The 12,849-nt window shown below is 72.7% G+C and carries 11 protein-coding genes; 7 read left to right on the top strand and 4 right to left on the bottom strand.

Going from position 1 to position 12,849, the window contains the following annotated elements:
- Nucleotides 1–93: 93 nt before the first annotated feature.
- Nucleotides 94–1,026 carry a LysR family transcriptional regulator gene (locus SGA01_RS01420; protein ID WP_141292479.1) on the top strand — a complete coding sequence of 311 codons (933 nt, stop codon included), beginning with the start codon at nucleotides 94–96 and terminating at the stop codon, nucleotides 1,024–1,026.
- Nucleotides 1,027–1,048: 22 nt separating this feature from the next.
- Here the strand turns inward: SGA01_RS01420 and SGA01_RS01415 are convergent, their stop codons facing one another.
- Complete coding sequence (locus tag SGA01_RS01415; RefSeq protein WP_141292478.1) at nucleotides 1,049–1,615, bottom strand: GNAT family N-acetyltransferase; 567 nt, start codon at nucleotides 1,613–1,615, stop codon at nucleotides 1,049–1,051.
- Nucleotides 1,616–1,739: 124 nt separating this feature from the next.
- Between SGA01_RS01415 and cpt the strand changes: the two genes are divergently transcribed.
- The gene (cpt, locus tag SGA01_RS01410; RefSeq protein WP_229917690.1) at nucleotides 1,740–2,273 is read left to right on the top strand and encodes a chloramphenicol phosphotransferase CPT; all 534 of its coding nucleotides are present in this window, start codon (nucleotides 1,740–1,742) and stop codon (nucleotides 2,271–2,273) included.
- A 94-nt stretch (nucleotides 2,274–2,367) separates the two neighbouring features.
- On the opposite strand, the gene SGA01_RS01405 is transcribed toward cpt, so the two are convergent.
- Complete coding sequence (locus SGA01_RS01405) at nucleotides 2,368–3,504, bottom strand: radical SAM protein (RefSeq protein WP_141292477.1); 1,137 nt, start codon at nucleotides 3,502–3,504, stop codon at nucleotides 2,368–2,370.
- Between the two features lie 115 nt (nucleotides 3,505–3,619).
- Entirely contained in the window at nucleotides 3,620–3,814 is a 195-nt protein-coding gene (locus tag SGA01_RS01400; protein WP_141292476.1) for a hypothetical protein, read from the bottom strand.
- Nucleotides 3,815–4,414: 600 nt separating this feature from the next.
- Between SGA01_RS01400 and SGA01_RS01395 the strand changes: the two genes are divergently transcribed.
- Both SGA01_RS01395 and SGA01_RS01390 read left to right on the top strand, forming a co-directional pair.
- Nucleotides 4,415–6,535 (top strand): DUF4139 domain-containing protein, encoded by a 2,121-nt coding sequence (locus SGA01_RS01395; RefSeq protein ID WP_141292475.1) that lies wholly within the window; start codon nucleotides 4,415–4,417, stop codon nucleotides 6,533–6,535.
- Between the two features lie 8 nt (nucleotides 6,536–6,543).
- Nucleotides 6,544–8,166: a DUF4139 domain-containing protein gene (locus SGA01_RS01390; protein WP_141292474.1), complete on the top strand. Its 1,623-nt coding sequence runs from the start codon at nucleotides 6,544–6,546 to the stop codon at nucleotides 8,164–8,166.
- A 67-nt stretch (nucleotides 8,167–8,233) separates the two neighbouring features.
- On the opposite strand, the gene SGA01_RS01385 is transcribed toward SGA01_RS01390, so the two are convergent.
- A complete protein-coding gene (locus SGA01_RS01385) occupies nucleotides 8,234–8,845 on the bottom strand; it encodes a hypothetical protein (protein WP_141292473.1) in 612 nt (203 codons plus the stop codon).
- Between the two features lie 125 nt (nucleotides 8,846–8,970).
- On the opposite strand from SGA01_RS01385, the gene SGA01_RS01380 reads away from it, so the two are divergent.
- The 3 genes from SGA01_RS01380 to mgt all read left to right on the top strand — a co-directional run bounded on the left by SGA01_RS01380 (nucleotide 8,971) and on the right by mgt (nucleotide 12,801).
- A complete protein-coding gene (locus SGA01_RS01380) occupies nucleotides 8,971–9,582 on the top strand; it encodes a TetR/AcrR family transcriptional regulator (protein ID WP_141292472.1) in 612 nt (203 codons plus the stop codon).
- 44 nt (nucleotides 9,583–9,626) lie between these two features.
- Complete coding sequence (locus SGA01_RS01375) at nucleotides 9,627–11,282, top strand: acyl-CoA dehydrogenase family protein (protein WP_141292471.1); 1,656 nt, start codon at nucleotides 9,627–9,629, stop codon at nucleotides 11,280–11,282.
- Nucleotides 11,283–11,589: 307 nt separating this feature from the next.
- On the top strand, nucleotides 11,590–12,801 hold the full coding sequence (mgt, locus tag SGA01_RS01370) for a macrolide-inactivating glycosyltransferase (protein WP_141292470.1): 1,212 nt from the start codon (nucleotides 11,590–11,592) through the stop codon (nucleotides 12,799–12,801).
- Nucleotides 12,802–12,849 lie beyond the last annotated feature (48 nt).

Genomic DNA, 12,849 nt, shown 5'->3' with positions numbered 1-12,849 from the left:
CCAGGACCCCGTCCGGCTGAGGAGAACCACGATGCCGCCTCACCACCCTTCAGCACCATCACAAGATGGTTCAGCACGCTTAAGCTGAACTACATGCTTGACGTGAGACGGATGCAGATCCTGCGGGCCGTGGTCACCAGCGGATCGGTGACCGCCGCAGCAGCGGAGTTGGGGTACACACCGTCCGCGGTGAGCCAGCAGGTGGCGGCCCTGGAGCGGGAGGCCGGGACCGCCCTGCTCGAACGGGCAGGCCGCGGGGTACGGCCGACGGCGGCCGGCCTGCTCCTCACCCAGTACACCGCGACCATCAGCCGGAACCTCGCCGAGGCCGAAGCCGCCCTGGCCGATCTACGGGCCGGCCGGACCGGCAGCCTCGCCGTCCGCTACTTCGGCTCGGTCGGTCCCGCGCTGGTGGCCCCCGCACTGGCCCGGCTCCGCCGGGAGCACCCCGGCGTCCGGCTCGACCTCACACTGCTCGATCCTCAGGAAGCGCTCGCCGAGGTCGCCCGGGCAGACGCGGACGTCGCGGTCGTGGTCCGGCCGCGCGAGGACACGGCCCCCGGCCTCCGCCTCGTCCATCTGCTCGACGACGAGTACCTCGCGGCGCTGCCGCCGGGGCACCCGCTGGCCGCGCGGCGCGTCCTCGACCTGGCCGATCTGGCCGCCGAGCCGTGGGTCGGGAGCGAGCCTCAGGGGCCGTGCCTCGACGTGGTGCTCGGGGCGTGCGCCGCGGCGGGGTTCAGCCCGGACTTCGTGGCGGGCAGCGAGGACTACGCGACCGCTCTGGGGTTCGTCGCGGCCGGTCTCGGCGTCGGCCTCGTCCCCCGGCTCGGCACGGGCGGCCGCCGTACGGACGTCGTGCTGCGCAGGGTACGGAACCCCCGCCCGGTCAGGACCGTACAAGCGGCCGTCCGCGAGGGCGCGCCCGCCCACCCGGCCCTCACCACGCTGCTCGAAGCGCTCGCCGAGGAGGGGCGTCGGTCCGTGTCGGCGGATGCCGGGCGGCGGCCACGGGGCCGCGGGTAGTCCGAGGGCGGCCCGGTTGCCGTCACCTCGCGGCGGGGTCGCTCAGTGGGTCGATCGGGCGGTCGATCCGGTACACGTAGTGGGCACGGTCGTCGATCGGGTTGTCGGGTTCGAGAGAGGCCTCGGCGACTCGGTGGAGGCCTGCCTTCTCCAGGGCCCGCCAGGACGGACGGTTGGCCGTGTGGACGGGGACGATGATCGTGGTGCTTCCGGGGTGGTCGGTCCAGGTCGCCGCGACGATCGCCCGGATCAGCTCCGCACCGTGGCCCCGACCCGTCAGAACGGGTTCGCCGATCAGGTAGTCGAGGGTCATCGCACCGTCCGGTACGGCGACTTCGGCCGCCTTCAGCTCGGCCTCGTACTCCGGGTAGTCGGCGAAGCGGCAGCGCTGGATCAGGCCGATCGGCCGGCCGTCAAGGAGGACGAACAGGTCCTCCGAAGCCTCCTCGCCCCGGGCGGCCGGGCCGAAGTCGCGCGCGACGGCCTCGGGCGAGGTCTCATGGTTCCACCAGCGTGCGACGTGCGGCTGGGACAGCCACTCCCCCACCTGCGGGAAGTCGGCTTCGCCGAGCCTGCGCCAGGTGATCATCGGTGCTGCTCCACGGGTGGACGGACGGCATCTGTCGTACTCGACAAAGCGTAGGGCCCGCAGCGGACGCACTTCCGGCGAAAACGCGTTTCGCGCCGCGCGCCCGGCGCCCTACTGTGACGCGGTGACGACTCAGATGATCATCCTCAACGGCGGTTCCAGCTCGGGGAAGTCCGGGATCGTGCGGTGTCTGCAATCGGTGCTGCCCGATTCCTGGCTGGCCTTCGGCTGCGACTCGTTCGTCGACGCCCTGCCCGCGCGGATGCAGGCCTCGGACGACGGAATCGCCTTCGCGGCGGACGGCGAGGTCAGCATCGGGGCGGACTTCCTCACGCTGGAGGCGGCCTGGCGGGCAGGCGTCGCAACGATGGCGCGCGCGGGCGCGCGGATCATCATCGACGACGTCTTCCTCGGCGGATCGGCGTCACAGCAGCGGTGGCGGACGGCACTCGGCGACGTACCGGTGCTGTGGGTGGGCGTGCGGTGCGCGAGCGAGACCGCCGCCGGCCGGGAGATCGCGCGGGGAGACCGTGTCCAGGGCATGGCGGCGACGCAGGCGGAGTCGGTGCACAAGGACGTGTTCTACGACCTGGAGGTGGACACGACGCACACCGAGTCCCTGGACTGCGCGCGCATCATCGCCGCCCGGATCGGCTGAGACCGGCTGACATCGGCTTCGAGCCGCACCGTGACGCCGGACGGGCCCCCGGGCGCGTGTCCGGCGGAGCCGAGGCATCCGCCGCACAGGTGACTCACCTCATCAACCGACCGGCTGCCACTTCTGATTGGCCGCGCCCTCGCAGGACCGGATCTGCGCTCGGGTTGCTCCGCGCGTCGACTCGTGGCCGAGGGCCGGGACCAATCTGCAGAAGCTGCGGTGCCGAACGCGGCATGCCGACGTAGGGGCAGCGCACGGAGTTCCGGTCGCGACGTGCCCATCCGCGCACCCAAGGCATCAGGTGCTCGTTGTCGATCCGGAGTGTGCCGTCAGGCAGCAGGTGTCCGATGCTGTTCGCCGGATCATTGAGCGCCACGGTGCACTTCGCGATGTTGCCGTTGGACCGAATGACGAACGAGTTCGGACGTGCCGCGTAGCAGACATCCATGGATTTGGGTTCTCGCGAGGTGGATGGCCGGGCACCGAGTACCTCCTCAAGGTCCTCGATGATTTTGGCCCGTGCGCTCCCTGAAATGATGTCAATGGACTCGTCGTTGGGGCCGCCCATTCGTTCGACCGGCCTGAGGCTGACGGAGAAGCGCTCATCGTCAAGGAATGTGTCACGGACCTGAACGAGGAAGTCCGGCATACACGACAAGGTGGCGGGCGCGAGATGGATTCGGAGAGTGACACGCACCGGGACCCTACTTGCCCGGATCGACAACAGATTGTTCCAGACGCGCTGAAAGGTGCCGCTGCCGTTGACTCTGACGCGGGTGGTGTCGTGTACGGCTTCCGGCCCATCCAGGGAGATCTGGTAGGCGCGGATGCCAAGCGCTGCCAGCTTCTCCGTCGTCGGAAGATCGAGGAGATAGCCATTGGTGGTCATATCGGCCTCGTACCGCAGTCCTGGCCTGGCAGCCGCTGCTTCGGTGATGTGGGTCGACACATCCTCCACCACTCCTCGCCCCAAGAGGGGCTCGCCACCGAACCACGAGATGCTCAAGCGCTGCAGCCCATCCAGCCTTCTGTCCAACAGCCGCTTGATGCCCTGCACCGTGGTCGGATCCATCTGGCCGATCGCAAAGTCCTCGTAGCAGTATGTGCAACGGAAATTGCATTGCTCAGTTGGAAGGATGATCAAGTGCAGGGTTTCATCCGTGAATGATGCGACGAGTTCTTCCTGGAAGGCTTCTTGCGCACGACTGGACGAGCCGGCTGAATTACTCATGGATCACACCCCGATGCGTTGACGAAGGCGAACAGTGTTCGACAGGAGAGGAGTCGGAGCCACCTGCGGCCGGCCAGTCGCGGCCGCAGGCACTTGGGTCTCGGTCGACCGCTCGCTACTCCTGCGGGGTGAAGCCGCACATGGGCACGAGGTTGCAACCATTGTTGATTACGGTTCGCGCCATGGCAGGTGAGGAAGATTTTGCTTCTCGTAGCTGCGTTGCAATCTCCGGCGCATTGACGATGATGCGGCCTGCGTCGTCGACTTCGACGTCGACCGAGGGCTGGTTCCTGCCCCTTTCAGAACCCATAGCGGTCTCCTTTACGAATAGAGAATCGATGGCCCTTCCTCACCAACAGTCGTGCGCAGCCTCTCCCCCCGCCACTCCCCACAGCCAGACGGGCGACGAGTGGACCTCTTTCATCCTGTGCCGGGAGTGTGAAATGGCCTGGTGGGCGGGGGTGTGACAGGGCAGGACCCCTGGTCGTTCGACCGCCCCGACGGCACACCGCTCTTGTTCTCCCAGGCCACGCCGGGACACACCCACGACCTGACCGCCGCGGACGTAGGCGAACTTCGGCGAAGGCTGCGACTCGCTGAAGCGTGAGGGAGTAGGTGGTTGATCGAGGCTCCGGGAGGCTCACGGTCTCCGGATCGAAGGGCAAGGACATCCCTTCGGGATCGTGGAGCGCTTCGGCCCGGGCGGTGAGTGGGAGTTGTCCTTCGGCACCCTCCCGCTGGTCGCCGACCGGGCGGAGATCGACGCGCTCTTCCGGAAGCTGGCCCAGCCCTAGCTTGCTCTGGGTCTGGCCGAGCGCCCCGCGCGCGTCGGCATCGCCGATCCCCGCCCACCGTCCCCGACAGCCGACGTAGGCTTCGGTCGGCATCGACGCGGTGGGGAGCGGAGTACATGGCGACTGGGGAAGTACGGCGGTGGGGGTCGGCACTCGACTCGGTCGTCGTGTACGCGCAGGGGGCGGTCTGCGTCCGTCTCGCCCGGGGTGTTCTGCCCTCCGACGGCCGGATACGGGTGACGGGCCTGCCCCGCTCGCTGGACCCCGGGTCCCTGCGGGCTCGTGTCCGGGGAGCGGCCGGAGTGCGGGTGACCGAGGCTCGGGTGGAGGTCGAGGCCGAGCCGATCGGCACCGGGGCGTCCGATGCGACGCGGCGCGAGGTCGAGCGGCTGCTCGACGTGTACAAGGCTGCGCTGGGGCGCCGGGACCGGCAGCGGGAGCGCATCGACGAGGTCCAGGCCCTTCGCCCCATCGCACCCGCCCGCAAGCGCGAGGATCCGCACCGCCGTGCCCCGGTCGACGCCTGGCTGGAGCTCGCCGACTTCGTCGACGACCGGCTGACGGCTCAGCACGCGCGCCTCGTCGAGCTGGAGGAGGCGCTGCGCGTCGCCGAGCACGAGGTGACCGTCGCCACCGACCGGCTCGACCGCGCCTCCACCGACGCCCCTCAGGCGCACGTGCAGACCTCGGTGTGCGCGGTCCTGACCCTCGACGTCGCCGGTGCCGGTGAGGCCGGCCGTGACGTCGAGGGTGACCCTGAGGTGGAGGTCGAGGTGGAGTACGGGGTGCCCGGTGCCGTCTGGGTGCCGACGTACCGTCTCCGTCACCGTCAGGGCGACGACACCGGGCGCCTGATGCTGCGCGCCTCGGTCGCTCAGCGGACCGGCGAGGACTGGGCCGGCGTGCGCGTCGCGCTGGCCACCGCCGATCTCCGTCGCCGTACGGATCTGCCGCAGCTCCGCTCGATCCGGGTCGGACGCCGTCAGGAAGCCGCCGCGCCGTCCGGCTGGCGCGAGCCTCCGGCGGGGCTCGCCGACCTGTTCTCCGGTTTCGACGCGGCAGGGCCTCGGCCGGCTGTCGGCGGGACCGCGGCCTGGGGCGAGGCGGCCGGCGGCGCACCCGGATTCACTGCGCCGCCCCCACCGCCCCCACCGCCGCCATCGATGCCTCTTCCGTCGGCGCCGCAGGGTTACGGCGGTGCTCCCGGCGCGCTCCCCGCACCCGGCGGACCGGCCGGTGGCCTCTCGGAGGACCGCCGCCGTGCCGTCGGCGGGGCCTTCACCGGCGCCCCCGCTCCCCTGGCCCGCATGGCTCCCCCGCCGGCGCCGTCGGCACCCGGCGCGCCCGCCCCCGCCCCCGCCCCCGCCGCGCCTGCGCCCCCTCCGGCGCCGGTGAACGGTCCGCCGCGACCGAGCGGCGCCGAGCTCGACTACGCCGCCCTCGTCCTGTCCGGCCCCGAGGAGCAGGGCTCGCGCAGGGGCCGGCTGTTCCCCGACGCCCCCTTCGATCCCGTGGCGGCCGAGCACCGCCGGCGCGCCGAGGCGGTGGCCGCGCTGCCGCTGCCCGGGCACGCCAGGCGGCCCCGCGAGTCGGCCGGTTCCTTCGACCACCGCTTCGACGCCGCCGCCCGCGCCGACATCCCCTCGGACGGCACCTGGCACACCGTCACCGTCGGCGAGATCCCGGTCGGTCTGCGCACCGAGTACCTCTGCGTGCCGTCCGTGGAACCGACGGTGTACGCGACGCTGGTCCTCGACAACTCCACCCCTCAGGCCCTCCTCGCGGGGCCCGTGGAGGTCACCGTCGACGACGACTTCCTGCTGACCGCCGCCCTGCCCACGCTCGCGCCGGGCGGAGTCCGCCGGGTGGGGCTCGGACCTGCCGAGGGCATCCGGGTCACGCGGCGCACGAACGTCCACGAGTCGACCTCGGGCCTGCGCAACAACACCACCGTCCTCGACCACCGCGTCCATGTGGAGCTGGCCAACGGGCTCGCGAGGCCCGTCACGGTCGAGGTCCACGAGCGGGTGCCGGTCACCTCCGAGTCGGACGTGCGGATCGAGGAGCGCGCCGACTGGACGACGCCCGCCGCCGACACGGGGGCCGATCGCCACGCACCGGGCACCCGTGTCTGGCGGGTCGACCTGCCCGCAGGCGCCACCACCGCCCTCGACGGCGGTTACGAGATCCGCATCCCGACCGGCAAGGCCCTGGTCGGCGGCAACCGCAGGAGCTGACACCCTTCATGTCCACGGACCCGAAGCCGATACCTCTCCCCGTCACCGCCGTCACCTGCCTGGAGGACCGCGCCCACGTCGAACGCTCCACCGTGCTCGACCTGGTGGCCGGGGTCCAGCGGCTGCGTCTCGGCCCCATCAGCGCGCTGGCCGTCGACCGCACCCTCCACGCCGAGGTGACCGCCCTGACGACCGTCGGAGTGAACTCCGACATCAGGGCCGAACGCACCGACGAGCCGGCCGCCGGTCGTCCCGCGACCGTGCTCGACGTGCGGATCGTCCGCGACTGGACGCCGCGCGGTCCGCTGCCGTCGGCCGACGACGACTCGGACCTGCGCCGCCGCGTCCACGCCCTCGAAGAGGAGCGGGTCACCCTGGAGCAGCGGCGCGACCGGCTCGGCGCCCGGCTCGCCCTGCTCGGCCGCCTCGCCTCGGACGTCCTGCGGGAGATCGGCGAGGGCACGGGTCACGGGGAGAGCGAGCGGCCCCGCTGGGCCCGTGAGCTCGACCGGGTGGACGAGGAGCGCGACGAGCACGGCGAGCGACTCCGTACCGTCGAGGCCCGGTTGTCCGCCGTCACCGCCGAACTCGTCTCCTGCCGACGGGCCATGGAGCTCGCCGAGGAGGAGCCCGCCGAGCTGGTCGGCCATGTGGAGCTGACCGTGGAGGCCCCGGCCGCCGGGCCCGCCGGCCTGCGGCTGAGCCATCTGACCTCGTGTGCGCTGTGGCGGCCCGCCTATCGGGCCGTGCTCGACGGGAAGTCGCTGACGCTGGAGACCGAGGCGACGGTCTGGCAGCGCACGGGCGAGGACTGGTCGGACGTACGCCTGACCCTGTCGACGGCCCGCTCGGCGCTGGCCACCGAGCCGCCCCGGCTCGCGGAGGACCGTCTGACGCTCAAGGACCGCTCTGCGGCGGAGCGCCGTACCGTCGACGTCGAGCTGCGGGAGGAGGAGATCGGGAACCTCGGCCCGGCTCCGGTGCTCGGTCTGCCGGGGGTGGACGACGGCGGCGAGGCACGGGTGCTGAGGTCTCCCGCGCCGGTCTCGGTGCCCGGTGACGGGCGTGCCCACCGCGTGCCGCTCTCCGCCTTCACGACCGCCGCGCACCGGGAGTACGCCTGCTCCCCCGAGCTGTCCCCCCTGGTGACCCAGGTCGTGCGGTTCGACAACCTCTCCGGCCACGCGCTGCTGGCCGGCCCCGTGGACCTGGTCCGTGACGGCGGGTTCGGCGGTCGGGGCACGCTGGAGTTCGCCGCTCCCGGCGCCCCCGTCGAGCTGGCCTTCGGCAGCCGTGACGACTACCGGGTCGTCCGGCGGGCCGAGGAGAAGCGCGACACCACCGGGATCACCCAGCGGACCGTGGTCACCCGTACGGTCCAGTTGTACCTGTCGCGGTTCTCCGGCCCCGGCGAGCGGGACGACCGGGTGGTCGCGCTGCGGGAGCGGATCCCGGTCTCCGAAGTCGCCGCGGTGGAGGTGCGTCTGCGGGCGGACGCGTGCTCGCCCGTGCCGGACGAGGTCGACGCCGAGGGCATCGTCCGCTGGGACGTCGCCCTGCCGCCCGGCGGGCGCCGAAAGGTCACCCTGGTCTACGAGTTGTCGGCGAGCTCCAAGGTCACCGGTCTCTGACCGCCCCGCAGCGGACGCCTGCGTGGAGGTCCACGCGGAGCCATGAGCAGGGCGCTCGGGCAGGCGCCTACGCGGGCGTCCAGTCCGTCTGCGGCCAGTCGTACGCGTCGAAGCCGTCCGGCAGCTCGCCGCAAGGGGCGTACACATGGACGACGAAGGTCGACGTGGGCTCGTACCAGTCCACGTCCACCAGGTCGCCGCTCCCGGGGCGTTCGAAGCGGAATCCCCGGTCGGAGACGTTCTGGCTGACGAGCTTCCAGCCCTCCCGCTCCAGGCGCAGGCGGGTGCGGTCCTGCGCGGCGCGGGCGGTGTCCTCCGGTACGCCGACGATCTGCCACGACAGCCCGAAGCTGCGCACGTCGCTCCTGCCCTGGTCGATGTGGGCGAGGGACCTCAGGCCGCGGTAGTAGCAGGTGCCCGGCTCCACCCGCGAGGGCGCGTCGGGGGCGCCGGGCAGGGCCGCTTCGTCGTACACCCGCCGCGCCTCCGCCTTGAGCTGTGCGGCGACCCGGTCGGGGTCGGCCTTCGGGTACGGAGGGCCGTTCCACACCCAGTGGCCCGCGAAGCACACGCCGGCGACGAGCAGGCCGCCGCCGAGCCACAGGAACGGGCGGGCGCGACGGCTCCGCGGCGGGGGACTCGCCGCGGGACGCGGCATTCGGCTCAGCACTCGACTCATGATCCGGAGCCTAGGCAGCCGCCGTCGCGCCCCGCGTGGGCTCCCCTACTCATCCGCTACTCGATCCATGGGTGAGTAGCCGTCGGACCATGGCGGGAAGCTCTGAATGATGCTTCACTTCTTCCATGGCCTACCGCAAGACCCCCGCAGAGCTCCGTCGGCTCGAAACCGCCCGCGACCACCTCGTCGCCCGGGCGACCGAGGTCGTCGCCGAGGTCGGCTGGGCGCAGGCGTCCGTGACGGCGGTCGCAGACGCGGCCGGGATCGCCGCCGGCTCGGTCTACCAGCACTTCCCGTCCAAGGCCGCCCTCGCCGTCGAGGTGTTCCGGCGTGCCTCCGGCCATGAGGTCGAGGTCCTCGGCGAGGTGCTGCGCGCCGAAGGCGACCCCGTCGAGCGCCTCGCCCGGGGCGTGGAGACCTTCGCCCGGCGCGCCCTGGAGAACCGCGGGCTTGCGTACGCGCTCCTCGCCGCGCCCGCCGAACCGGCCGTCGGCGCCGAGCGGCTCGCCTACCGCCTGCGCTACCGGGCCCTGTTCGCCGAGACGGTAGAGCAGGGCATGGCGGCGGGGCTGCTGCCGCCGCAGGACGGGCGGATCACCGCCGCCGCCCTCACCGGGGCGATCGGCGAGGTCCTCGTCGATCCGCTCGGCACCCCTGACGAGGGCAGCACCGAGGCACTCCTCGTCGAACTCGTCGCCATGGCCCTGCGCTGCGCGGGCGCCGCGCCGGCGCCGTGACGCACGCGCACCTCCTTCCACCACTCGCCACCTGGAGGAATCCGATGACCGCCACCGTCCCCCGCACCGCCCCGAGCGCCGTGACGCACGAGGTGACCAACCAGCCCCCGCCGCTCTCGGGCCACGACGTCGCCGACGACCCGGTGCTGATCGAGGGTGTGCGCCGGGAGGGCGCGGAGTGGTACCTCGACGACCTGCACCGGATCGGGCGGCTGGCGGGCAGCGAGGAGACGCAGCGCTGGGCCGAGGAGGCCAATCGGTACGAGCCCGTGCTCCGCACCCACGACCGCTACGGCCACCGCGTCGACGAGGTCGACTTCCACCCCTCGTACCACTCCCTCATGGACGTGGCGGTGAGCGAGGGCCTCGCCGGCAGCGCCTGGGCCGATCCGCGGCCCGGCGCCCATGTGGCGCGCGCCGCCGGGTTCATGGTGTGGAGCAGCACCGAGGCCGGGCACGGCTGCCCCGTCTCCATGACGTACGCGGTCGTCCCCGCCCTGCGCCGCTCCCCCGAACTCGCCGCGCTCTACGAGCCGTTGCTCACGAGCCGGGTGTACGACCCGGGGCTGCGCGCGCCCGGCGGGAAGCGCGGTCTGCTGGCCGGGATGGGCATGACGGAGAAGCAGGGCGGAACCGACGTCCGCGCCAACACCACCACCGCCGAGGAGCAGCCGGACGGGACCTGGCGGCTGCGCGGGCACAAGTGGTTCACGAGCGCGCCGATGAACGACCTCTTCCTCGTCCTCGCCCAGGCGCCCGGCGGCCTGTCCTGCTTCCTCGTGCCGCGGGTGCTGCCCGACGGCAGCCGCAACACGTTCCGCATCCAGCGGCTCAAGGACAAGCTGGGCAACCGCTCCAACGCCAGCAGCGAGCCCGAGTTCGACGACACCGTCGCCTGGCTCGTCGGCGACGAGGGCAAGGGCGTGCGCACCATCATCGACATGGTGACCATGACCCGGCTGGACTGTGTGCTCGGCTCCGCCTCGGGTACCCGCGCCGCGCTCGCCCAGGCCGCCCACCACGCGCGCCACCGGTCCGTCTTCGGCGCGCGTCTCGTCGAGCAGCCCCTGATGCGGAACGTCCTGGCCGACCTCGGCCTGGAGTCGGAGGCCGCGACCGCTCTCGCGCTGCGCCTGGCCGGGGCGGCGGACCGTGCCCAGCGCGGCGACGCCGGGGAGCGCGCCTTCCTGCGGCTGGCCACGGCGGTCGGCAAGTACTGGGTCTGCAAGCGGCAGCCGGCCGCGGTCGCCGAGGCCCTGGAGTGCCTCGGCGGCAACGGCTACGACGAGGCGTCCGGCCTGCCCCGCCTCTACCGCGACGCCCCGCTCAACGGCATCTGGGAAGGCTCCGGCAACGTCAACGCGCTCGACATGCTGCGCGCGCTGGCCCGTGAGCCGGAGTCCCTCGACGCCTTCGGCGCGGAGATCGAGGCCGCCCTCGGGGCGGACCGGCGGCTCGACGCCGCGTGGCGCGAGCTGCGCGCGGAGCTCGTCCTCACCGAGGACGCGCAGCTGCGCGCCCGGCGGCTGATCGAGCGGGCCGCTCTCGTGCTCCAGGGTTCGCTGCTGGTCCGGCACGCGCCGACCGCGGTCGCCGACGCGTTCTGCGCGTCCCGCCTCGCCGGCGACCGCGGTCTCGCCTTCGGCACGCTCCCGGCCGGCACCGACTTCACGGCGCTGCTCGACCGCCTGCCGAGGTAGCCGAGGCCCGGCCCGGCAACCGACGCCGACCGGGCAACCGGCGCCCGAGCCTGCGTCCCACACCCGGCGCGGCGCCCGTCGCCCTACCGGGTAGCCGGGCAGCCGGCACCTTCCGCGACAGTCGGCACGTTCCGCGACAGCCGACGCCCGGCCCCCGTCAGTCCGCCGTACCCGAGTGGCTCCACCGAACGGCAGTCCCGGCGCCCGCCCTTCTCGTACGGGGGCGGGCGCCGGTGGCTCGTCCGGCGGGTCGGATCGGACTTCGCGGCGGTCAACGGTACGTATCGCCGTATCTAGGGTGTCCGCCATGACCCCCGCTCCCCCCGCCCACTTCGCCATGTTCTCGATCGCCGCCCACGGACACGTGAACCCGAGCCTGGACGTCGTCCGCGAGCTCGTCGCGCGCGGCCACCGCGTCAGTTACGCGATCCCCGCCCCCTTCGCCGAGAAGGTCGCGGAGACCGGGGCCACGCCCGTCGTCTACGCCTCGACGCTGCCGACCGACGACGACCCGGACGCCTGGGGCACGGAGCTCATCGACCACGTCGAACCGTTCCTGAACGACGCCGTGCAGGCCTTGCCGCAGCTCGCCAAGGCCTTCGAGGAGGACGTGCCGGACCTGGTGCTCCACGACATCACGGCCTACCCGGCCCCCGTCCTCGCCCACACCTGGGGCGTGCCCGCGCTCTCGCTGTGGCCGAACCTCGTGCCGTGGGAGGGGTACGAGGAGGAGGTCGCCGAGCCGATGTTCGCCGAGCTCAAGGCGTCGCCGCGCGGCAAGGCGTACTACGCGCGGTTCGAGGCGTGGCTGGCCGAGCACGGGGTCGACACCCCTCCGGACCGGCTGATCGCGCGGCCGAGGCGCGCGCTCGTGCTCATCCCCCGGGCGCTCCAGCCGCACGCCGACCGGGTCGACGAGTCCGTCTACACCTTCGTCGGCGCCTGCCAGGGCGCGCGCGCCGGCCAGGGCGAGTGGCGGCGGCCGGCGGGCGCGGAGAGGGTCGTCCTGGTGTCGCTGGGTTCCTCCTTCACTAAGCGGCCGGAGTTCTACCGGGCCTGCGCGGAGGCGTTCCGCACGCTGCCGGACTGGCACGTCGTCCTGCAGATCGGGCGGTTCGTCGATGCCGCCGAGCTCGGTGACCTGCCGGGCAATGTCGAAGTGCACTCCTGGGTATCCCAGTTGGCGATCCTGCGGCAGGCCGACGTCTTCGTCACCCACGCGGGTGCGGGCGGGAGCCAGGAGGGACTGGCCACCGCGACGCCGATGGTCGCCGTCCCGCAGGCCGTCGACCAGTTCGGGAACGCCGAGGTGCTGCAGGCCCTGGGGGTCGCCCGGCACCTGCCGATGGAGGACGTCACCCCCGAGCGGCTGCGCGAGGCCGTGCTCGCGCTCGTCGACGACCCCGAGGTGGCCCGCCGGGCCGCCCGCATCCAGGCGGACATGGCGCAGGAGGGCGGCACGCGCCGCGCCGCCGACCTGATCGAGGCCGAGCTCGACCGAGGCCCGCGGCGCGGCTGAGATCCCTGGGGACCGGCTACAGGGATTCCCGGCGACCGGCTGCCGGGT

Source organism: Streptomyces gardneri (assembly GCF_006539185.1).
GTDB lineage: Bacteria > Actinomycetota > Actinomycetes > Streptomycetales > Streptomycetaceae > Streptomyces > Streptomyces gardneri.
This window is presented reverse-complemented; position numbering and strand designations above follow the sequence as displayed.